Consider the following 20,633-nt stretch of genomic DNA (forward strand, 5'->3'; position numbering starts at 1 on the left):
CCGAAGCGATAAGACGATCATGGCGACCGAAATCCGCGTACCCACCCTTGGTGAATCCGTCTCAGAGGCCACCATCGGCCGCTGGTTCAAGAAGCCCGGCGAAGCCGTCAAGGCCGACGAGCCCGTTCTCGAGCTCGAAACCGACAAGGTGACCCTCGAGGTGAACGCCCCGGCGAGCGGCACCCTCGGCGATATCCTGGCCAAGGACGGCGAGACGGTCACCCCCGGCGCCGTGCTGGGCTCCATCGTGGAAGGCGGCGCTGCCGCTGCCCCGGCGGCCGCCCCCAAGGCGGATGCTCCGAAGGCCGAAGCGCCCAAGGCCGCTCCTGCCCCGGCTCCCGCAGCTCCGGGCGCCGCGAAGGACCACGGTCCCGCCGTCGGCCGCATCGCGGCCGAGAGCGGCGTCGATCCCTCGCAGGTCCCCGGCACCGGCAAGGACGGCCGCGTGACCAAGGGCGACATGCTGGCGGCCATCGCCACCGGCGGCGCGGCGGCCCAGGCCCCGAGCGCTCCGGCCCAGATGCGCGCACCCTCCGCCCCGACCGACGCGGAGCGTGAAGAGCGCGTGCGCATGACCAAGCTGCGCCAGACCATCGCGCGCCGCCTGAAGGACGCGCAGAACACCGCCGCCATGCTCACCACGTTCAACGACGTGGACATGAGCGCGGTCATGTCGCTGCGCAGCCAGTACAAGGACGTGTTCGAGAAGAAGCACGGCACCAAGCTCGGCTTCATGGGCTTCTTCACCAAGGCGGTGATCCAGGCGCTCAAGGACGTTCCGGCGGTCAACGCCGAGATCGACGGCCAGGACATCGTCTACAAGAACTACTACCACATCGGCATCGCCGTCGGCACCGAGAAGGGCCTCGTGGTTCCGGTGGTGCGGGACGCGGACGACCTGTCGGTCGCCGGCATCGAGAAGAAGATCGCCGATTTCGGCCGCCGCGCCCGTGACGGCAAGCTCTCCATCGACGAGATGCAGGGCGGCACCTTCACCATCACCAACGGCGGCATCTACGGCTCGCTGATGTCGACGCCGATCCTGAACGCTCCCCAGTCGGGCATCCTGGGCATGCACCGCATCGAGGACCGTCCGGTGGTCAAGAACGGCCAGATCGTGGTGCGCCCGATGATGTATCTGGCGCTGTCCTACGATCACCGCATCGTCGACGGCAAGGAGGCCGTGACCTTCCTGGTCCGCGTGAAGGAAGCGCTGGAAGATCCGGCGCGCCTCGTCCTGGACCTGTAAGCCCGACCATCAATTTTCGCGTCGCGGCCGGGCTCCTCCCGGCCCTCCACGCCTTCGAACCCAGAGCCAAGACGTGGATGCCCGGATCAAGTCCGGGCATGACGTTAAGTGGAGACAAGAAATGTCCTACGATCTCATCGTCATCGGCACCGGCCCGGGCGGCTACGTCTGCGCCATCCGCGCCGCCCAGCTCGGCCTCAAGACGGCCGTCGTCGAGAAGCGCAAGACCCATGGCGGCACCTGCCTGAATGTGGGCTGCATCCCCTCCAAGGCGCTCCTGCACGCCTCGCACATGTTCGAGGATGCGCGGGACCACTTCGCCGATCTCGGCATCGGCGTGAGCGCCCCGAGCCTCGACCTCAAGAAGATGCAGGCCTTCAAGCAGGAAGGCGTCGACGGCAACACCAAGGGCGTCGAGTTCCTGCTCAAGAAGAACAAGATCGACGCCTTCGTGGGCACCGGACGCATCACGGCTCCCGGCAAGGTCGAGGTGAAGGCCGAGGACGGCTCCACCCAGACCCTCGAGACCAAGAACGTGGTCATCGCCACCGGTTCGGACGTCACCCGCCTTCCGGGCATCGAGATCGACGAGAAGGTCGTCGTGTCCTCCACGGGCGCTCTCGAGCTGGACAACGTGCCGAAGCGCCTCGTGGTCATCGGCGCGGGCGTCATCGGCCTGGAGCTCGGCTCCGTGTGGCGCCGCCTCGGCGCCGAGGTGACGGTGGTCGAGTATCTCGACCGCATCCTGCCCGGCATGGATGCCGAAGTGGCCAAGCAGTTCCAGCGCATCCTCGGCAAGCAGGGCTTCCAGTTCAAGCTCGGCGCCAAGGTCACGAAGGTCGAGAAGACCGGCAAGGGCGCCACGCTCACCTTCGAGCCCGCCGCCGGCGGCAATGCGGAAACCATCGAGGCGGACGTGGTGCTCGTCGCCATCGGCCGCGTGCCCTACACGGAAGGACTCGGCCTCGACGAGGCCGGCGTCGCCAAGGACAATCGCGGCCGCATCGTCACGGACGCCCATTTCGCCACCAACGTTCCCGGCATCTATGCCATCGGCGACGTGATCGTCGGCCCCATGCTCGCCCACAAGGCGGAGGACGAGGGCGTCGCGGTGGCCGAGATCCTGGCCGGCAAGGCCGGTCACGTGAACTACGACGTGATCCCGAGCGTGGTCTACACCTTCCCCGAGGTCGCCTCGGTCGGAAAGACGGAAGAGGAGCTTAAAAGCGCGGGCATCGCCTTCAATGCCGGCAAGTTCCCCTTCACGGCCAACGGCCGCGCCAAGGTCAACCGCACCACGGACGGCTTCGTGAAGATCCTGGCCGACGCCAACACCGACAAGGTGCTGGGCGTCCACATCATCGGTCCGGAAGCCGGCAACCTCATCCACGAGGCGGCCATCGCCATGGAGTTCGGCGCCTCCTCCGAGGACATGGCCCGGACCTGCCATGCGCACCCGACGCTTGCGGAAGCTGTGAAGGAAGCGGCGCTCGCCGTCGAAAAGCGCGCGATCCACATGTAGGATCGGCGCATGGCCAAGCTCCACTTCCTCTACTCGGTGATGAATGCAGGCAAGACGACCCATCTCCTGCAGGTTCGCTACAACTACATCGAGAACGGCGGCCACGTGCTGCTGTTCACGAGCCTGATCGACGACCGTTTCGGCGTCGGCAAGGTCAGGTCTCGCATCGGCATCGAGGCCGATGCGATTCCGTTGAGGAAGGATGAGGCCATCGACGCCATCGTGGCGGCCGAGCACGCCAGAAGGCCGGTCACGGCGGTGCTCATCGACGAGGTGCAGTTCATGACGGCGGACCAGGTCCGCCAACTCGCCTGGATCGTCGACGAGCTCAAGGTCCCGGTCATGGCCTACGGGCTGAAGAACAACGTGTACGGCACGCTCTTCAGCGACGCCATCGCCACCATCATGGCGCTGGCCGACGACTTCCAGGAGATCAAGCAGCTCTGCCATTGCGGGCGCAAGGCGACCATGATCCTCAAATACGACCGCAACGGCGAGGCCGTGCGTTCGGGCGAGGTGGTCGAGATCGGCGGGGAGGGCCGCTACGTCTCCGTCTGCCGGCCCCACTGGACCGCGGGCGAGATCGGGCCTGCCGCCCGGCAGCTGCTCGTTCCGGCGGTGGCGGCGGAGTAGAGGCTAGCCCTTCGTCCGCGCCCGGGGATGGGCCGCGTCGAAGGCATCCATCAACCGCGCGGCATCCACCTTCGTGTAGAGCTGGGTTGTCGAGAGCGAGGCGTGGCCCAGGAGTTCCTGAATGCCGCGCAGGTCGCCGCCCCGGGCCAGCAGGTGCGTCGCGAAGGAATGGCGCAGGGCGTGCGGTGTCGCGCTGTCCGGCAGGCCCAATGCTCCCCGAAGCTCCTCGACCGCGAGCTGGATGATACGGGGCGACAGCGGCCCGCCGCGCGCACCGACGAAGAGCGGCCCTTCCGGCGCCAGAACGTAAGGGCACAGGTGCAGATAGTCCTCTACCGCTCGCTGAATCGCGGGAATTACGGGCACGCTGCGCATCTTGCCGCCCTTGCCCGTCACCGTGATCGAATCGGTGCCATGGACCGGCGCGTCCCGACGCTGGAGGCCGAGGGCCTCCGAGATGCGCAGGCCCGCCCCGTAGAGCAGCGCCAGGACGGCCGCATCCCGCGCGAGGATCCAGGGCTTCCGGTCCCCGCCCGCCCGCAGCTCCGTGTCCGTCACCGCGACGGCGGACGAGGCGGACAGGGGGCGCGGCAGGTTCTTGTCCACCTTCGGGGTGCGAATCGCCGCGAAGGCCGAGGCGGTTCCGTGCCCCTCCCGCTCCAGGTGCCGCGCGAAGGAGCGCAGGGCGGCGAGCTGGCGCATGAGCGAGCGGCTCTGAACCGCCTCCATGCGCCGGGCCGCCAGGAAAGAGCGGATGTCGAGGGGCTTGAGCCCCAGGATCGCCTTCACGCCCGGCGGCTCCCCGAGGTGACCCGTCAGGAACGTCAGGAACTGCCGCAGATCCCGGGAATAGGCCTCGACGGTCTTCGCCGACAGGCGGCGCTCCTTGGCCAGGGAGGCGAGCCATTGCATGGCCTCCTGCCGGGTATCCGCCGCGCCGGGCAGGGCGAGTTCGGTCAATTGCGCTTGAGGTTTTGAGTCTGCCACCGGCCCAGGATCTGCTGTATGAGGTTGCGAGGAGACGGCCTCGATAGGCCGGAGCATAACGACGTCAGGACTAACGCTTCTTGAACGCCGTCACCGTGCTTTGCCCAGGGGAGGGGAAATGACCGACGCGACAGGACTGGTCCCGGGGACCGCCGGCTATGGCGACCAGGCCGATCTCCTGGCGGAACAATACGAGAGCGTGACCTTCGACGGAATCTACGGTCCCCTCACGGAATTCATCCCCGGTTCCGGCAGAGCACTCGACATCGGCGCCGGAACCGGCCGTGACGCGGCAGCTCTCGCGGCAAGAGGGTTCCAGGTTCTGGCCGTCGAACCGACGACCGAGTTGCGGGCGCACGGCCAGCGACTTCATCCGGACCCTAAGATCTCGTGGCTCGACGATTCCCTTCCGGAGCTCTCGAAGGTCCGTGCTCAGGACGGTCTCTACGACCTGATCCTCATGACGGCTGTATGGATGCACCTGGATACCGAGGAACAGGACAGGGCCCTTTCGCGGATCTCGTCGCTTCTGGCTCCGATGGGAAGCATTCTGATGTCGGTCCGCCGCGGGACCGTCCCGGCAGGCCGACGGATGTTCGAGGTGCCGGTGGATCCACTGATCGCCAAAGCTCACGGGCACGGGCTGACCCTGCTCGGAAGGCGTGACACCGGGGACATGTTCGGACGCAATGATGTCACCTGGTCAAAGCTCGCCTTCAAAAAGATGAGCTCCGCTCCGTCGTCTTCGTCGCAAACCACACCCATATCCGTACCTTGATGGTTTCAAGAATCGCCGATGTCCTCATCCCGCTGGCGCTCGATACGGCCTACAGCTACGCGGTTCCGGACGGCCTCGCCCTGAAGGAGGGCGACGTGGTGCAGGTGCCGCTGGCCACCCGCGAGGTGGCCGGGGTGGTCTGGAGCCTGCGCGAGGGGCAGGGCGCCAATTTCAAGAAGGTGACCGGCCTCATCGAGGCGCCCGCCCTGTCGCCGAAGATGCGGAAATTCCTGAATTGGGTGGCCTGGTATACCCTGGCTCCGAAGGGCTCGGCCCTCGCCATGGGCCTCAAGCTCGTGGACGGGGAGCGGCCGGAGGTCGTCCGCGTCGGCGTGAAGCTGGCCGACCGGCTGCCCAAGCGCATGACGCCCGCGCGCCAGAAGGTCATCGAGGCGGCACAGGACGGCGTCGTCAGGCTCAAGAGCGAACTGGCCCACATGGCCGGCGTCAGCGCCGGCGTCGTCGACGGCCTCATCGATGAAGGAACCCTGGAGACCGTCGCCCTGCTGCAGGAGCCGATTGCCGAGGCTCCAGATCCTGACTTCCGCGAGGCGGGTCTCTCGGACGGCCAGAGCGAGGCGGCGGCGGCGCTGATCGCCTCCATGGCCGAGGAGCATCCGCCCGTCACCCTCCTCGAAGGCGTCACCGGCTCCGGCAAGACGGAGGTCTATTTCGAGGCCGTGGCCGAAACCGTGCGCCAGGGACGGCAGGCGCTGATCCTGATGCCGGAAATCGCGCTCACCGCCCAGTTCCTCGACCGATTCGCCGCCCGTTTCGGCGTGAAGCCGGCGACCTGGCATTCGGGAATCACCGGCCGCAAGCGGGAACGCCTCTACGGCGCCATCGCCTCAGGGGAGGCGAAGGTCGTGGCGGGGGCGCGCTCCGCCCTTTTCCTGCCCTATGCCGATCTCGGCCTCATCGTGGTCGATGAGGAGCACGAGACCGCCTACAAGCAGGACGACGGGGTCCATTATCACGCCCGGGACATGGCGGTGGTCCGCGGGCGGATCGAGAACGCCCCCGTGGTGCTCGCCTCCGCGACGCCCTCCATCGAGAGCCGGGTCAACGTGCAGCGCGGACGGTACCGGCACGTGCGGCTGCCGGAGCGCTTCGGCGGCCGGCAAATGCCGCAGATCCGGGCCGTGGACCTGAGGCGGGAGACGATCCCGAAAGGCCGCTGGCTCTCGCCGACCCTGAACCTCTCGATCGAGGACACCCTGGGCCGGGGCGAGCAGGTGCTGCTCTTCCTCAATCGCCGGGGCTATGCGCCGCTCACCCTGTGCCGCGCCTGCGCTCACCGCTACGAGTGCCCCAACTGCTCGGCCTGGCTCGTGGAGCACCGGTTCCGCCGCGCCCTCGTCTGCCATCATTGCGGCCATGTGGAGCGGACGCCGCAGGCGTGCATCTCCTGCGGCAGCGTCGATTCGCTGGTGCCCTGCGGTCCGGGCGTCGAGCGCATCGCCGAGGAGGTGGCCGAGATCTTTCCGGACAAGCGCTGCATCGTCCTGTCGAGCGACATGCCCGGCGGCACCGAGCGCCTGCGCACGGAGCTCGCGGCCATCGCGGCGGGGGAGTTCGACATCGTCATCGGTACCCAGCTCGTGGCCAAAGGGCACAATTTCCCGCTCATGACCCTCGTCGGGGTGCTCGATGCCGATATCGGCCTCACCTCCGGCGACCCCCGGGCGGCGGAGCGCACCTTCCAGATGCTCCAGCAGGTGACCGGCCGCGCCGGCCGCGGCGAGAAGCCGGGGCGGGCCCTGGTCCAGACCTGGCAGCCGGACCATCCGGTGATCGCCGCCCTCGTGTCCGGCGATGCGGAGCGCTTCTACGAGGAGGAGATCCGCGTCCGGGAAATGGCCGGGCTCCCGCCCTTCGGCCGGCTCGCCTCCCTCATCGTGTCGGCGGCCGAGCGCGAGGCGGCCGAGGCCCATGCCCGCGCCATGGCGCTGGTGGCGGAGCCTCCGCCCGGCGTGACGGTCCTCGGCCCCGCCGAGGCGCCGCTCGCCCTGATCCGGGGACGCTACCGCTACCGGCTCCTCGTCAAGACGGAGCGGGAGGTCGACCTCCAGGCCTACCTACGCGACTGGATGTCCCGCTGCCCCAAGGTCAGGGGCAACACGAAGGTGGCGATCGACGTCGACCCGCAGAGCTTCCTATGAACGAGAATTTTTCCGAGAGCGCCATGACCAAGACCATTCACTGCATCCGCCACGGGCAATCCACCTTCAACGCCCATTACGAGCTCGAAAGAACAGATCCGCTCCATTTCGACGCGACGCTTTCCGAGCTCGGGCACCGGCAGGTGGCGGAGGCGGCGGCGCATGTGCGGGACGTACCCTACGAGCTCATCGTCACCTCGCCCCTGACCCGGGCGATCCAGACCACGCTCGGCCTCTTCCGGGATCACCCCTCGGCTTCCCTCATCCGGGTCGAGTGCCTCCACCGGGAGCATCTGGGCAACAGCTGCGATGTCGGCCGCTCGCCGCTCGCCCTGATGGAGGACTTTCCCGGCCTCGCCTTCGACCACCTCGACGAGGTCTGGTGGCACAAGGCGGGCGAGGCCGACGAGCGGGGCATCGTGGTCGAGCCGGAGGAGGTTCTGGTCGAGAGGGTGGACCGGTTCCGCTCCTGGCTGGCGGAGCGCCCGGAGCGCCTGATCGCCGTCGTCGGGCACGGAATGTTCTTCTATCACCTGACCGGCCGGCATCTGCGGAATTGCGAGATCGCAACGCTCGAGTTGTGAGTCCTTCCGGCGGCCGTTCGGGCTCTTCCTCGAACTGTTCGGCCGCACCGGGCCTAGCTCTCCTTGCGCCTGCGGAAAACCCATGCTAGTGCACCCCCGCCTGACGGGCGGAGAGACGTCCCGCTTTGGCTCATTTCCACCGACCTGACGGGTTTCCCGACAGCCCCCAACGGACTGCCGGTTTGAGACCCTTAGGATTTGAGAGAGACGATTGACGTGGCGCAAAGCGGTTCGAATGAAGGACCTCTCCTGTCGGGCGTAGCCTTACGCTACGCCACGGCGCTCTTCGAGCTCGCTCGGGAATCGAATGCCGTCGATGCCGTTGCCGACGACCTCGGCCGCTTCAACGAGCTGATCCAGGGCAGCGAGGACTTGCAGCGCCTGATCCGCAACCCCATCTTCACGGCGGAAGAACAGTCGGGCGCCGTCGATGCCATTCTGAACCGGGCCGGCATTTCCGGCTTGGCCGGCAACTTCATCCGGCTGGTCGCCTCCAAGCGCCGCCTCTTCGCCCTTCCCGACATGATCCGCGCCTACCAGGATCGGGTCTCGGACGCAAAAGGCATCGTCCGGGCGCAGGTCATTCTCGCCGAGACGCCTTCCGACGGCGTGCTGAACGAAATCAAGGCGGCGCTGCGCGACGTCGCCAAGGCTGACGTCTCCGTCGACGTCAGGATCGACCCGAGCCTCATCGGCGGCCTCATCGTGAAGATGGGCTCCCGCATGGTGGATGCCTCGGTGCGCACCAAACTCAATTCCATTCGTCTAGCGATGAAAGAGGTCCGCTGATGGACATTCGAGCCGCTGAGATCTCCGCGATCCTCAAAGAGCAGATCAAGAACTTCGGCACCGAGGCCGAGGTCACCGAAGTCGGTCAGGTCCTGTCCGTCGGCGACGGCATTGCCCGTTGCTACGGCCTCGACAACGTCCAGGCCGGCGAGATGGTCGAATTCGAGAGCGGCGTGCGCGGCATGGCCCTCAACCTCGAGACCGACAACGTCGGCGTCGTGATCTTCGGTTCCGACCGCGAGATCGCCGAGGGCCAGACCGTGAAGCGCACGGGCGCCATCGTGGACGTGCCGGTCGGCAAGGGCCTGCTCGGCCGTGTCGTCGACGCCCTCGGCAACCCGATCGACGGCAAGGGTCCGATCCAGTCGACCGAGCGCCGCCGCGTGGACGTGAAGGCCCCCGGCATCATTCCGCGCAAGTCGGTGCACGAGCCGATGGCGACCGGCCTCAAGGCCATCGACGCCCTGATCCCGGTTGGCCGCGGCCAGCGCGAGCTGATCATCGGCGACCGCCAGACCGGCAAGACCGCCATCGCCCTCGACACGATCCTGAACCAGAAGCCGCTGAACCAGGGCAACGATGAGTCGCAGAAGCTGTACTGCGTCTACGTGGCCGTCGGTCAGAAGCGCTCCACGGTGGCCCAGTTCGTGAAGGCGCTCGAAGAGAACGGCGCGCTGGAGTACTCCATCATCATCGCGGCCACCGCCTCGGACCCGGCCCCGATGCAGTTCCTGGCTCCCTTCTCGGGCTGCGCCATGGGCGAGTTCTTCCGCGACAACGGCATGCATGCCGTGATCGTGTACGACGACCTCTCCAAGCAGGCCGTCGCCTATCGCCAGATGTCGCTGCTTCTGCGCCGTCCGCCGGGCCGCGAGGCCTATCCGGGCGACGTGTTCTACCTGCACTCCCGCCTGCTGGAGCGCGCCGCGAAGCTCAACGACGACAACGGCGCCGGCTCGCTCACCGCCCTGCCGGTCATCGAGACCCAGGCCAACGACGTGTCGGCCTACATCCCGACCAACGTGATCTCGATCACCGACGGTCAGATCTTCCTTGAGACGGACCTGTTCTACCAGGGCATCCGCCCGGCGGTGAACGTCGGCCTCTCGGTGTCCCGCGTGGGCTCCGCGGCCCAGACGAAGGCGATGAAGAAGGTCGCCGGCAAGATCAAGGGCGAGCTGGCCCAGTACCGCGAGATGGCGGCCTTCGCCCAGTTCGGCTCCGACCTCGACGCCACGACCCAGCGCCTGCTGAACCGCGGCTCGCGCCTGACCGAGCTCCTGAAGCAGCCGCAGTTCTCGCCGCTGAAGATGGAAGAGCAGGTCGCGGTGATCTATGCCGGCGTGAACGGCTACCTCGATCAGCTTCCGGTCAACCGGGTGCGCGCCTTCGAGGACGGTCTCCTCAGCCTGCTGCGCGGCAAGCACGCCGACATCCTCGAGTCCATCCGTGCCTCGAAGGACCTGTCGAGCGACACGGAAGCGAAGCTCAAGGACGTCGTCCAGTCCTTCGCCAAGTCGTTCTCGTAAGATCCAGCCGGGATACCGGAGAGGGTAGGGCCGCTCGATGCCGAGCTTAAAAGACCTTCGTAACCGCATCGCCTCCGTCAAGGCGACGCAGAAGATCACCAAGGCCATGCAGATGGTGGCCGCCGCGAAGCTGCGCCGTGCGCAGACCGCGGCGGAAGCCGCGCGTCCTTACGCGCAGCGCATGGCCGAAGTGCTCGGCAACCTCGCGTCCGGCATCACCGTCGGGCCCGAGACGCCGCGTCTCCTGGCCGGCACCGGTTCCGACCGCGTTCACCTGCTGATCGTGTGCACCGCGGAGCGTGGGCTCTGCGGCGCCTTCAACTCCTCCATCTCCCGTCTCGCCCGCGAGCATGCCACCCGGCTCATCGCCGAGGGCAAGACGGTCAAGATCATCTGCGTCGGCAAGAAGGGCTACGACATCCTGCGTCGCCAGTTCTCCCAGCAGATCATCGAGTTCGTCGACCTGCGCTCCGTGCGCCAGATCGGCTTCGAACAGGCGGACATGATCGCCCAGAAGGTGCTCGGCCTGTTCGAGCAGGGCGAGTTCGACGTGGCGACCCTGTTCTACTCCCAGTTCCGCTCCGTCATCGCTCAGATCCCGACCGCGCAGCAGATCGTGCCGACGCAGATCGAAGCCACGGGCGCCGCCTCGGACGCCGTCTACGAGTACGAGCCCGAGGAAGGCGAGATCCTGGAGACGCTCCTGCCGCGGAACCTGACCGTGCAGATCTTCCGCGCGCTCCTGGAAAACGCCGCCTCCGAACAGGGCGCGCGCATGAGCGCCATGGACAATGCGACCCGCAACGCGGGCGAAATGATCAAGAAGCAGACGATGACCTACAACCGGTCCCGTCAGGCGATGATCACCAAGGAACTGATCGAAATCATCTCGGGCGCCGAGGCGCTCTGACGACATCCGAGAGGAGCCAATCATGGCCAACACCGCTACCACTGCCGGTAAAGCGACCGGTCACATTACGCAGGTCATCGGCGCCGTCGTCGACGTGCAGTTCGAAGGCCACCTGCCGGAGATCCTGAACGCTCTCGAGACGACGAACGGCGGCAGCCGTCTGGTGCTCGAAGTGGCTCAGCAGCTCGGCGAGAACACCGTCCGCTGCATCGCCATGGACACCTCCGAGGGCCTCGTCCGCGGCCAGGAGGTCACGGACACGGGCGCCCCGATCTCGGTTCCGGTCGGCACCGCCACCCTCGGCCGCATCATGAACGTCATCGGCGAGCCGGTGGACGAAGCCGGCCCGATCGAGGGCGAAAGCCTCCGCGCCATCCACCAGCCGGCCCCGTCCTACGCCGAGCAGTCCACCGAGGGCCAGATCCTCGTGACGGGCATCAAGGTCGTCGACCTGCTCGCTCCCTACGCGAAGGGCGGTAAGATCGGCCTCTTCGGCGGCGCGGGCGTCGGCAAGACCGTGCTCATCATGGAGCTCATCAACAACGTCGCGAAGGCCCACGGCGGCTACTCCGTGTTCGCCGGCGTCGGCGAGCGCACCCGCGAGGGCAACGACCTCTATCACGAGATGATCGAGTCGAAGGTGAACGTGGATCCCCGCGAGGCCGGTTCGGCCGCCGGGTCCAAGTGCGCCCTCGTCTACGGCCAGATGAACGAGCCTCCGGGCGCCCGCGCCCGCGTCGCGCTCACCGGACTGACCGTCGCCGAGAACTTCCGCGACCAGGGCCAGGACGTGCTGTTCTTCGTGGACAACATCTTCCGCTTCACCCAGGCGGGCTCCGAGGTGTCGGCGCTTCTCGGCCGTATTCCTTCGGCCGTGGGCTACCAGCCGACCCTGTCGACCGACATGGGCGCCCTGCAGGAGCGCATCACCACCACCACCAAGGGCTCGATCACCTCGGTGCAGGCCATCTACGTGCCCGCCGACGACCTGACCGACCCGGCCCCGGCCACCTCCTTCGCCCACCTCGACGCCACGACCGTGCTGTCGCGTTCGATCGCCGAGAAGGGCATCTACCCGGCCGTGGACCCGCTCGACTCCACCTCGCGCATGCTCGACCCCCGCGTCGTCGGCGAGGAGCACTACGAGGTGGCCCGCCGCGTCCAGTCGACCCTGCAGCGCTACAAGTCGCTCCAGGACATCATCGCGATCCTGGGCATGGACGAGCTCTCGGAAGAGGACAAGCTGACCGTGGCCCGCGCCCGCAAGATCGAGCGCTTCCTCAGCCAGCCGTTCCACGTGGCCGAGGTCTTCACCGGCTCCCCCGGCAAGCTCGTGTCCCTCGAGGACACCATCAAGGGCTTCAAGGGTCTGGTCGACGGCCAGTACGATCACCTTCCCGAGGCGGCCTTCTACATGGTCGGCACCATCGAGGAAGCGGTCGAGAAGGCCCAGCGCCTGGCCGCCGAAGCGGCATAAGCCTGCACAAGACATTCCCGGAGCGCCTCGCGCGCTCCGGGTTCTCCGACGACCGAACTCCCCAAGCAATCCCGTGCCGCGCCCCGCGGCGGACAGGATGACGAAGAGCTAAGATGGCGACCTTCAACTTCGAACTCGTCTCCCCTGAGCGTGTGCTGTTCTCAGGCCAGGTCGACGCGGTGATCCTGCCCGCCTCCGACGGCGAGATGACGGTCCTGGCCGGTCACGCCCAGATGATGACGACCCTCAAGACGGGATTCCTCATCATCACCGACACGCCCGGCAACGGCCGGCGCGTCCTGGTGCGCGGCGGCTTCGCCGACGTGAACCCGAACGGCCTCACCGTCCTCGCCGAGCGCGCCCTGCCGGCCGAGGAGCTGACCCAGGAAATCCTGGACCGGGAGATCCTCCAGGCCGAGATGCAGTACGACGCCACCAACGATCCCGCCGCGAAGCACGCGGCCGAATCGGCGGTCGCCCAGCTGCGCGAGGCCAAGGCGGCCCTGAACTTCTGATCCTGAAACAACCCGGCCCAGCCGGGTTTTTCTTTGCCATGACGCCCGACGCGCCGCTCATTCTGACGCTCGCCATCGACGAGCCGTCCTTCGCCTTCTTCCAGGCGCAGCGGCAGCGCCATTTTCCGCCCGAGCGAAACCATATCCCGGCGCACCTGACGCTCTTCCACAAGCTTCCGGCCGACAAGGAAGGTGCGGTCCTGGCCGCCGTCGCGGAAGCGGCCGCAGCCCAGCCGCCATTCCCGCTCGAGGTCACGGGCCTCCGCTCCCTCGGCCGCGGCGTCGCCTATACCCTCGCGTCTCCGACGCTTGCGCAGCTCCGCCTCGGCCTCGCCAGGCAATGGGCGCTCTGGCTCACCCTTCAGGACCGCCAGAAGCACCAACCGCACATCACGGTCCAGAACAAGGTGGATCCCGAGCAGGCCCGCGCGCTGCTCACGCGCCTCCAGGCCGCGTTTACGCCCTTCACCATCGAGGCGGAAGGCCTCCACCTCTGGCGCTATCGGGGCGGCCCATGGGAGCATCTCCGGACCTGTCCCTTCACGCCCGCGAAGGCCTGAGGGGGGGAGGGCTACTCCCCCATCGCGATCAGGTTGGCGTTGCCCCCCGCCGCCGCCGTGTTGATCGTCACGGTCTGCTCGGTGGCGAAGCGCAAAAGATAGTGCGGCCCGCCCGCCTTCGGGCCCGTGCCCGACAGGCCGTGCCCGCCGAAAGGCTGCACGCCCACCACCGCGCCGATCATGTTGCGGTTCACGTAGACGTTGCCGACCGACAGGCGCTCGACCACCTGCTCGACGGTGGCATCGATGCGCGAATGGACGCCGAGCGTCAGTCCGTATCCCGAGGCGTCGATGGCATCGAGAACCTCGGCGAGGCGGCCCGCCTTATAGCGGACCACATGCAGGACCGGACCGAACACCTCCTCCGCCAGGTCGTGCGGCTTGTTCAGCTCGAAGATATGCGGCGCCACATAGGTGCCGGCAGCCGGCGCTTCGCCAGCATAATGCACCTTCGCCGCGCGCTTCATGGCGTTCACGTGGGCTTCCAGCTTCTCCTTCGCCTCCCGGTCGATGACCGGTCCGATATGGGTGGAGATCTCACGGGGATCGGCGAGCTTCAGCTCGCGGGCGCTGCCGGCGATCATCTCGATCATGCGGTCGGCCACGTCCTCCTGCACGCAAAGCAGGCGCAGGGCCGAGCAGCGCTGCCCGGCGGACCGGAAGGCCGACATCGTCACGTCGTCGGCCACCTGCTCGGGAAGAGCCGTGGCATCGACGATCATGGCGTTGATGCCGCCGGTCTCGGCGATCAGCGGCACGATGGCCGCGTCCTTGCCGGCGAGGGTCCGGTTGATGATCCGCGCCACCTCGGTCGAGCCGGTGAAGACCACGCCCGCGACATCCCTGTGCTCCACGAGGCGCGCGCCGACGCGGCCGTCGCCCGGCACCAGATGAAGCGCCGTTTTCGGAATTCCCGCCTCGTGCAGGATCCGCACGGCCAAATCGGCGATCAGGGGCGTCTGCTCGGCAGGCTTCGCCACCACCGCATTTCCCGCCATGAGCGCGGCCGTCACCTGCCCGAGGAAGATGGCCAGAGGGAAGTTCCAGGGCGAGATCGCCACGAACACCCCGCGCCCGCGCAGGCGCAGCACGTTGCTTTCTCCCGTGGGGCCGGGCATCGCCTCGCCGGGCCCGAAGAGGGAGCGGCCCTGAACCGCGTAATAGCGGCAGAAGTCGACCGCCTCGCGCACCTCCGACAGAGCGTCGTCGAGGGTCTTGCCGGCCTCCGTCTGCAGGAGATGAAGAAGGGCGCCGCGGCGGGTCTCCAGGAGGTCGGCCGCGCGCATCAGGGCCTTCGCCCGAGCCGGCGCATCCGTGCGGCTCCAGGCGGGGAACCCGGCCCCTGCGGCAGCCATCGCCCTGTCGGCGGTCTCGGGCGAGGCCTCGACCACCTGCCCGACGATTGTCGTGCCGTCGATGGGGCTCACCACCGGGCGCGTCTCGCCGGAAGCGGCCCTGCCGTCGATCAGCGGCTCCGCCCTGTAGGTCTGCCGTGCCCCCTTGGCGATCTCGGCGAGCAGGGCATCGAGAGCGGCCTGGTGGCCGAATTCCACGCCCTTCGAGTTGGCGCGCTCCGGGCCGTAGAGGTCGCGGGGCAGCGGCAGTTTCGGGTGCCGGGCATGATCGGCAGACACGATGATGTCGGCCGGGCGCTTGAGGAGCAATTCGACCGGCACGGACGGGTCCGCCGCCACCGACACGAAGGACGAATTCGCCCCGTTCTCCAGCAGGCGCCGCACCAGATAGGCCAGGAGATCCCGGTGGCCGCCGACCGGCGCATAGGCGCGGCAGGCGAGGCCCGGCTCGTCTTCGAGCAGGCGCCCATAGAGCGCCTCGCCCATGCCGTGCAGGCGCTGGAACTCGTAGCCGTCGCGACCGCCGGCCCGCTCGATGATCGAGGCCACGGTCAGGGCGTTGTGGGTGGCGAATTGCGGATAGATGCGCGGGCGAAGCGCCAGCAGCTTCTCGGCGCACGCCATATAGTTGAGATCCGTCATCGCCTTGCGGGTGAAGACCGGATAATCGTCGAGCCCCCGCTCCTGGGCGCGCTTCACCTCGGTGTCCCAATAGGCCCCCTTCACGAGGCGCACCATCATCTGCCGGTCATAGCGCTCGGCCATGGCCGCGATGGCGTCGATCACGGCGCCGGCGCGCTTCTGATAGCCCTGGATCGCGAGGCCGAAGCCGCTCCAGCCGGCCAGCGACGGATCGGCCAGGACGGCCTCGATGACCTCCAGAGACAATTCGAGACGATCCGCCTCCTCGGCGTCGATGGTGAAGTTGAGGTCGTAGGACTTCGCCTTTTGCGCCAGCTCGACCACGAGGGGCACGAGCTCGCGCATGACCCGCTCGCGGCTCGTGGCCTCGTAGCGCGGGTGGAGCGCGGACAGCTTGACCGAGATCCCCGGACGGTTCGGCAGCGGCTCGTTGCCCGCGGAGCGGCCGATGGCGTCGATGGCGGAGGCATAGGAGTCGTAGTAGCGCCGCGCGTCCTCCGCCGTGCGGGCGCCTTCGCCCAGCATGTCGAAGGAATAGCGATAGATCCGGCCCTTGGCAGACCCGGCCCGCTTCAGGGCTTCCTCGATGGTCTGGCCGAGCACGAAGTGGTTGCCCATCACCCGCATGGCCTGGCGTGTCGCCGTGCGCACGGCGGGGAGGCCCAGCCGCTTGGTGAGCTGGCGCAAAATCCCTTCCGGCGTCTCGCCCGGCTGGATCACCCGTGCGGTGATGCCGAGCGCCCACGCGGAGGCCGAGACGAGGAAGGCGTCGGACTTCGCCTCGTGACCGGCGAAATTGCCCTGTCCCAGCTTGTCCTCGATCAACCGGTCGGCGGTGGCGGCGTCGGGCACCCGCAGCAGCGCCTCGGCCAGCACCATCAGCGCAAGCCCCTCCTTGGTGGAGAGCGCGTATTCCCGCAGCATCTCCTCGACGCCGCCCAGGCCCCCGCCCTTGGCGCGGATCGCCTCGATCAGGCGCGTGGCGCGGTGGTCGATCCGCTTCTCCCGCTCCGCCGACAGGCGCGAGCCGGCGAGGAGGCGGGCGGCGATGGCCTCGTCGGCCTCCGCATAAGGTGGGTTGAAGGGCACGGGGTCGGCGGGCTTCAGGCTCATGACGTTCTCCGGAACTCCGGAGAATATAGGAGGCAGGCAACCGTGATTCGATAGCAATAATCGCCGCCTTGCCTTAGATTGCGCGGCAGAACAGCTGAAGATCCGTGAAAAATGCCAGAGATCGACCGAATAGATCGAAAGATCCTGAAGCTCCTCCAGAGCGACGGCCGGATCGCCGCCGTGGATCTGGCCGAAAAGGTGGGCCTGTCTCCGACCTCGACCAGCGAGCGGATGAAGCGTCTGCAGCGGGAGGGATACATCGCCGGGTTCGGGGCGCGGCTCGATCCGCACCGCCTGGGGCTGGAGCTTCTGGTCTTCGTCGAGGTCTCTCTCGACAAGACCACGCCGGATGTGTTCGAGAAATTTGCCGAGGCCGTGCGGCGCGCGCCCGAGGTTCTGGAGTGCCACATGGTGGCCGGGGGGTTCGACTACCTGGTCAAGACCCGCGTCGCCGACATGGCGGCCTACCGCCGCTTTCTCGGCGAGACCCTCCTGGCGCTTCCGGGCGTCAAGGAGACCCGCACCTACGCGGTGATGGAGGAGGTCAAGAGCGACGGGGATCTGCCGGTCTGACCGGCAACGAAAAAGGCGGCTTTCGCCGCCTTTTCCTTGGTCGCATCGTTGGGGCGCTTTAGCCCGTGATGGCCGCCTGTTCGTTCTTCGTCTTCCAGAGGGAGAAGACGACGCCGCCGGCGATCAGGGCGAGCGTGACGCTCAGGGAGATCGTCGGGTCCAGCTTGCCCACGAGCTGGTTCCAGAAGATCTTGCCGCCGATGAAGACGAGCACGAGCGCCAGCGCGTATTTCAGGTAGTGGAACCGGTGCACCATCGCGGCCAGGGCGAAGTAGAGGGCGCGCAGGCCGAGGATCGCCATGATGTTCGCCGTGTAGACCACGAAGGTGTCCGTGGTGATGGCGAAGATCGCCGGAACCGAATCGACCGCGAAGATCAGGTCGGCGATGTTGATCACCACGAGGGCGAGGAAGAGCGGCGTCGCCCAGGTGACGAGCCTGCCGGTCTTCGGATCGGGCTCCCGCACGAAGAAGTGCTGCTCGTGGAGCCGGTCGGTCACCCGCATGTGCTTGCGCAGGAAGCGCACCACGGGGTTCTTCTCGATGTCGGGATCGCTCTCGGGCACGATCAGCATCTTGATGCCCGTGATGATCAGGAACGCGCCGAACACATAGAGAAGCCACGCATATTCCTGCACCAGCGCCGCGCCGAGCGCGATCATGATGCCGCGAAGCACGATGACGCCGATGATGCCCCAGACCAGGGCGCGGTACTGGTATTTCCTCGGAATCGCGAAATAGCTGAAGATCAGCGAGATCACGAAGACGTTGTCGATCGAGAGCGACTTCTCGATGAAGAAGCCGGTGAAGTAGGCGATGCCGGCATGGCTTCCATCCTGGGTGACCAGGAGGCCCGCCTCGAACGCCCACCAGATGTAGGCGCCGAAGAGCACGGCGATGCCGATATAGAAGGCAGAAAGCAGGAGGCTCTGCTTCACGCCGAGCTCTTTATCCTTCCTGTTGAGGATGCCGAGATCGAAGGCGAGCAGAAAGACGACAAGGCTCAGGAAGGCCGTCCACATCCAGACGGGCTTTCCCAGCCATTCCATGAGCAGGAATTCTGGCATAACCGGACCTATGATTGCTGTTTCACGAGCATCGGCTCCGACATCACGGGCGCATGTCGCGTCCCGTCAGAGGGGCCCGGTCACCGATAAGGTGCAGGTAGGGACGACCGTTTTGGGCGTCAAGACCCCAACTTGAGCAGCCGATGTCGTTTTCTTGTTCAGCGGATGCCTTGACGTGCGGTGCAATTCTGCTTGCATGAGCGGGACTTATGAACCCGGACGGCGCGGACCCTCGGCGGTCCTCAGGGCCTCCGATCTCCCGACGACGACGGCAAGAACAGAGGTAGCGGTAATGGTTTTCGATGGTTCGGCAGGAGCCGGATGGTGGATCAGGGGCGTGGTGGCAGGCGCGGCCATGCTTCTCGGCTCGGTCGCAGCCCAGGCGCAGACGCCGGTGCGGTTCACGTTGGATTGGCGCTGGGAGGGGCCGGCGGCTCCCTTCGCGGTCGCGCTCGAAAAGGGGTACTTCAAGGAAGAGGGCCTCGACGTGACCATCGACCCGGCGGCCGGCTCCCGTGAGCCGATCTCCCGGGTGGCCTCGGGCACCTACGATGCCGGCTTCGGCGACATCAATTCCCTGGTGCGGTTCCGCGACGAGAACCCGGATTCCGGCATCAAGGCCGTGATGATGATGTACGACCGGCCGCCCTTCGCGATCATCGGACGCAAGAGCCGCGGCATCACGAAGGACATTTCGAGCCTTCAGGGCCGAACCTTCGGCGCGCCTGCGGCAGACGGCGCCTATGCCCAGTGGCCGATCTTCAAGTCGGTCAACAACATCGACGATTCCAGCATGAAGTTCGAGAATGTGGGCTTCCCGGTGCGCGAGCCGATGCTGGCCCAGGGCGAGGTCGACGCGGTCTTCGGGTTCGCCATGTCGTCCTACATCAACCTGAAGTCCCGCGGCGTGCCGGCGGACGACATCGTCGTCCTGCCCATGAGCGAGTACGGGGTCGATCTCTACGGCAACGCGGTCATCGTCTCCGAGAAGTTCGCCAGGGAGAAGCCGGAGGCGGTCAAGGGCCTGCTGCGCGCGATCATGAAGGGGGTCCAGGATACGATCAAGGACCCGGCCGCCGCGGTCGAGGCCGTCCTCAAGCGCAACGACGTCGCCAAGAAGGACGTGGAGCTGGAGCGCCTCAAGATGGTGCTGGATCAGAACATGATCACGCCCTGGGTGAAGGAGAACGGCTTCGGCGGGATCGACAAGGAGCGGTTCGCCAAGTCCCTCGATCAGATCGGGCTGACCTTCAACTACAAGCAAAAGCCGAAGGCGGAGGACATCTTCACCGACGAGTTTCTTCCTCCCGCCGACCAGAGGAAAGTGAACTGAGCCCGGGCCGGGTCGCGCGAGCGATCCGGCCCTTTCTTTCTCCGGCTGACAGATCCTCATGAAGACCTTCGTCGACATTCACGACGTGACCCACGTCTATGCGCGGGCCGAGGACGGCGTTCCGGCCGTCGAGAACCTCAACATCCGGATCCAGGAAGGGGAGTTCGCCGCCATCGTCGGTCCGTCGGGCTGCGGCAAGTCCACCCTCATGAAGCTCGCCACGGGCCTTCAGTTTCCCAGGAAGGGAACCGTGATCGTGGACGGCAAGCAGGTCGGCGCTCCCGTGAAGCTCGCCGGCATGGCCTTCCAGAACCCCACCATGCTGCCCTGGCGCACCACCCTCGACAACATCCTCCTGCCGCTCGAGATCGTGCAGCCGCACCGCTCGCGGCTGCGCAAGCACAAGGCGGAGTATGTCGCCAAGGCCGAGGCCCTGCTGGCCCAGGTGGGATTGAAGGGCCAGGGGCACAAATATCCCTGGCAGCTCTCGGGCGGCATGCAGCAGCGCGCCTCCCTGTGCCGCGCGCTGATCCACGAGCCCAAGCTCCTCATGCTCGACGAGCCCTTTGGGGCGCTCGATACCTTCACCCGCGAGGAATTGTGGTGCGTGATCCGCGACCTGCACGCGGCGCAGGGGGTGACAGTCATCCTCGTGACCCACGATCTGCGCGAGGCGGCCTTCCTTGCCGACCGGATCTTCTGCATGAGCGCCCGGCCCGGCCGCATCGTCGCCGAGCGCGAGGTGGAATTTCCCCGGCCCCGCGATCTCGAGATCACCTACACGCCCGAATTTTCGGCCCTCGTTCACGAGCTGCGCGGCCGCATCGCGCAGGCGCGGATGGCGGCCTGAGGTTGC

At 67.0% G+C, this 20,633-nt stretch carries 18 protein-coding genes; 15 read left to right on the forward strand and 3 right to left on the reverse strand.

Annotated elements, in window-relative coordinates:
* Positions 1–19: 19 nt before the first annotated feature.
* The 3 genes from odhB to ACFOYU_RS01935 all read left to right on the forward strand — a co-directional run bounded on the left by odhB (position 20) and on the right by ACFOYU_RS01935 (position 3,404).
* Entirely contained in the window at positions 20–1,249 is a 1,230-nt protein-coding gene (odhB, locus tag ACFOYU_RS01925) for a 2-oxoglutarate dehydrogenase complex dihydrolipoyllysine-residue succinyltransferase (protein WP_377032228.1), read from the forward strand.
* Between the two features lie 121 nt (positions 1,250–1,370).
* Positions 1,371–2,771, forward strand: coding sequence for a dihydrolipoyl dehydrogenase (gene lpdA, locus ACFOYU_RS01930; RefSeq protein WP_377032229.1), 1,401 nt, complete (start codon positions 1,371–1,373; stop codon positions 2,769–2,771).
* A 9-nt stretch (positions 2,772–2,780) separates the two neighbouring features.
* A complete protein-coding gene (locus ACFOYU_RS01935; RefSeq protein ID WP_226737755.1) occupies positions 2,781–3,404 on the forward strand; it encodes a thymidine kinase in 624 nt (207 codons plus the stop codon).
* Positions 3,405–3,407: 3 nt separating this feature from the next.
* Here ACFOYU_RS01935 and ACFOYU_RS01940 read toward each other — a convergent pair whose 3' ends face one another.
* Positions 3,408–4,316: a tyrosine recombinase XerC gene (locus tag ACFOYU_RS01940; RefSeq protein WP_377032483.1), complete on the reverse strand. Its 909-nt coding sequence runs from the start codon at positions 4,314–4,316 to the stop codon at positions 3,408–3,410.
* 193 nt (positions 4,317–4,509) lie between these two features.
* On the opposite strand from ACFOYU_RS01940, the gene ACFOYU_RS01945 reads away from it, so the two are divergent.
* The 9 genes from ACFOYU_RS01945 (at position 4,510) to ACFOYU_RS01985 (ending at position 13,695) form a co-directional block, all read left to right on the forward strand.
* Positions 4,510–5,169, forward strand: a complete 660-nt coding sequence (locus tag ACFOYU_RS01945; RefSeq protein ID WP_377032230.1) for a class I SAM-dependent methyltransferase — start codon at positions 4,510–4,512, stop codon at positions 5,167–5,169.
* Positions 5,169–7,331, forward strand: coding sequence for a primosomal protein N' (locus ACFOYU_RS01950; protein WP_377032484.1), 2,163 nt, complete (start codon positions 5,169–5,171; stop codon positions 7,329–7,331). Before ACFOYU_RS01945 ends, ACFOYU_RS01950 begins: the two co-directional genes overlap by 1 nt.
* Entirely contained in the window at positions 7,328–7,915 is a 588-nt protein-coding gene (locus ACFOYU_RS01955) for a histidine phosphatase family protein (RefSeq protein ID WP_377032231.1), read from the forward strand. Before ACFOYU_RS01950 ends, ACFOYU_RS01955 begins: the two co-directional genes overlap by 4 nt.
* Positions 7,916–8,131: 216 nt before the next feature.
* Complete coding sequence (locus ACFOYU_RS01960; RefSeq protein ID WP_377032485.1) at positions 8,132–8,704, forward strand: F0F1 ATP synthase subunit delta; 573 nt, start codon at positions 8,132–8,134, stop codon at positions 8,702–8,704.
* The gene (gene atpA / locus ACFOYU_RS01965; RefSeq protein WP_226737748.1) at positions 8,704–10,233 is read left to right on the forward strand and encodes a F0F1 ATP synthase subunit alpha; all 1,530 of its coding nucleotides are present in this window, start codon (positions 8,704–8,706) and stop codon (positions 10,231–10,233) included. The genes ACFOYU_RS01960 and atpA overlap by 1 nt, the downstream gene beginning before the upstream one ends.
* Before the next feature lie 37 nt (positions 10,234–10,270).
* Positions 10,271–11,143, forward strand: a complete 873-nt coding sequence (locus ACFOYU_RS01970; protein ID WP_377032232.1) for a F0F1 ATP synthase subunit gamma — start codon at positions 10,271–10,273, stop codon at positions 11,141–11,143.
* A gap of 22 nt (positions 11,144–11,165) precedes the next feature.
* Positions 11,166–12,620 (forward strand): F0F1 ATP synthase subunit beta, encoded by a 1,455-nt coding sequence (gene atpD, locus ACFOYU_RS01975; protein ID WP_226737744.1) that lies wholly within the window; start codon positions 11,166–11,168, stop codon positions 12,618–12,620.
* 113 nt (positions 12,621–12,733) lie between these two features.
* Positions 12,734–13,135, forward strand: coding sequence for a F0F1 ATP synthase subunit epsilon (locus ACFOYU_RS01980; RefSeq protein ID WP_377032233.1), 402 nt, complete (start codon positions 12,734–12,736; stop codon positions 13,133–13,135).
* Between the two features lie 38 nt (positions 13,136–13,173).
* Positions 13,174–13,695 (forward strand): 2'-5' RNA ligase family protein, encoded by a 522-nt coding sequence (locus tag ACFOYU_RS01985; RefSeq protein ID WP_226737741.1) that lies wholly within the window; start codon positions 13,174–13,176, stop codon positions 13,693–13,695.
* A gap of 11 nt (positions 13,696–13,706) precedes the next feature.
* Here the strand turns inward: ACFOYU_RS01985 and putA are convergent, their stop codons facing one another.
* Positions 13,707–16,805: a bifunctional proline dehydrogenase/L-glutamate gamma-semialdehyde dehydrogenase PutA gene (gene putA / locus ACFOYU_RS01990; RefSeq protein ID WP_377032234.1), complete on the reverse strand. Its 3,099-nt coding sequence runs from the start codon at positions 16,803–16,805 to the stop codon at positions 13,707–13,709.
* 111 nt (positions 16,806–16,916) lie between these two features.
* Between putA and ACFOYU_RS01995 the strand changes: the two genes are divergently transcribed.
* A complete protein-coding gene (locus ACFOYU_RS01995) occupies positions 16,917–17,378 on the forward strand; it encodes an Lrp/AsnC ligand binding domain-containing protein (RefSeq protein WP_377032235.1) in 462 nt (153 codons plus the stop codon).
* 58 nt (positions 17,379–17,436) lie between these two features.
* Here ACFOYU_RS01995 and ACFOYU_RS02000 read toward each other — a convergent pair whose 3' ends face one another.
* Entirely contained in the window at positions 17,437–18,444 is a 1,008-nt protein-coding gene (locus ACFOYU_RS02000; RefSeq protein WP_226737735.1) for a TerC family protein, read from the reverse strand.
* 292 nt (positions 18,445–18,736) lie between these two features.
* Between ACFOYU_RS02000 and ACFOYU_RS02005 the strand changes: the two genes are divergently transcribed.
* Together ACFOYU_RS02005 and ACFOYU_RS02010 are read left to right on the forward strand one after the other, a co-directional pair.
* A complete protein-coding gene (locus tag ACFOYU_RS02005) occupies positions 18,737–19,777 on the forward strand; it encodes an ABC transporter substrate-binding protein (protein WP_377032236.1) in 1,041 nt (346 codons plus the stop codon).
* Positions 19,778–19,835: 58 nt separating this feature from the next.
* Positions 19,836–20,627: an ABC transporter ATP-binding protein gene (locus tag ACFOYU_RS02010; protein WP_226737731.1), complete on the forward strand. Its 792-nt coding sequence runs from the start codon at positions 19,836–19,838 to the stop codon at positions 20,625–20,627.
* The last annotated feature ends 6 nt before the right edge of the window (positions 20,628–20,633 follow it).

The sequence above is a fragment of the Microvirga sp. GCM10011540 genome (assembly GCF_042650665.1).
Lineage (GTDB): Bacteria > Pseudomonadota > Alphaproteobacteria > Rhizobiales > Beijerinckiaceae > Microvirga > Microvirga lenta.

Excerpts from the sequence above, each read along its gene's own strand:
- odhB (WP_377032228.1), top strand. The coding sequence starts at position 20 with ATGGCGACCGAAATCCGCGTACCCACCCTTGGTGAATCCGTCTCAGAG.
- ACFOYU_RS01935 (WP_226737755.1), top strand. The coding sequence starts at position 2,781 with ATGGCCAAGCTCCACTTCCTCTACTCGGTGATGAATGCAGGCAAGACG.
- ACFOYU_RS02005 (WP_377032236.1), top strand. The coding sequence starts at position 18,737 with ATGGTTTTCGATGGTTCGGCAGGAGCCGGATGGTGGATCAGGGGCGTG.
- ACFOYU_RS01955 (WP_377032231.1), top strand. The coding sequence starts at position 7,328 with ATGAACGAGAATTTTTCCGAGAGCGCCATGACCAAGACCATTCACTGC.
- atpD (WP_226737744.1), top strand. The coding sequence starts at position 11,166 with ATGGCCAACACCGCTACCACTGCCGGTAAAGCGACCGGTCACATTACG.
- ACFOYU_RS01940 (WP_377032483.1), bottom strand. The coding sequence starts at position 4,316 with ATGCAATGGCTCGCCTCCCTGGCCAAGGAGCGCCGCCTGTCGGCGAAG.
- ACFOYU_RS01980 (WP_377032233.1), top strand. The coding sequence starts at position 12,734 with ATGGCGACCTTCAACTTCGAACTCGTCTCCCCTGAGCGTGTGCTGTTC.
- ACFOYU_RS01950 (WP_377032484.1), top strand. The coding sequence starts at position 5,169 with ATGGTTTCAAGAATCGCCGATGTCCTCATCCCGCTGGCGCTCGATACG.
- ACFOYU_RS01985 (WP_226737741.1), top strand. The coding sequence starts at position 13,174 with ATGACGCCCGACGCGCCGCTCATTCTGACGCTCGCCATCGACGAGCCG.
- ACFOYU_RS02010 (WP_226737731.1), top strand. The coding sequence starts at position 19,836 with ATGAAGACCTTCGTCGACATTCACGACGTGACCCACGTCTATGCGCGG.
- ACFOYU_RS01970 (WP_377032232.1), top strand. The coding sequence starts at position 10,271 with ATGCCGAGCTTAAAAGACCTTCGTAACCGCATCGCCTCCGTCAAGGCG.
- lpdA (WP_377032229.1), top strand. The coding sequence starts at position 1,371 with ATGTCCTACGATCTCATCGTCATCGGCACCGGCCCGGGCGGCTACGTC.
- ACFOYU_RS01945 (WP_377032230.1), top strand. The coding sequence starts at position 4,510 with ATGACCGACGCGACAGGACTGGTCCCGGGGACCGCCGGCTATGGCGAC.
- ACFOYU_RS01995 (WP_377032235.1), top strand. The coding sequence starts at position 16,917 with ATGCCAGAGATCGACCGAATAGATCGAAAGATCCTGAAGCTCCTCCAG.
- ACFOYU_RS02000 (WP_226737735.1), bottom strand. The coding sequence starts at position 18,444 with ATGCCAGAATTCCTGCTCATGGAATGGCTGGGAAAGCCCGTCTGGATG.
- putA (WP_377032234.1), bottom strand. The coding sequence starts at position 16,805 with ATGAGCCTGAAGCCCGCCGACCCCGTGCCCTTCAACCCACCTTATGCG.
- atpA (WP_226737748.1), top strand. The coding sequence starts at position 8,704 with ATGGACATTCGAGCCGCTGAGATCTCCGCGATCCTCAAAGAGCAGATC.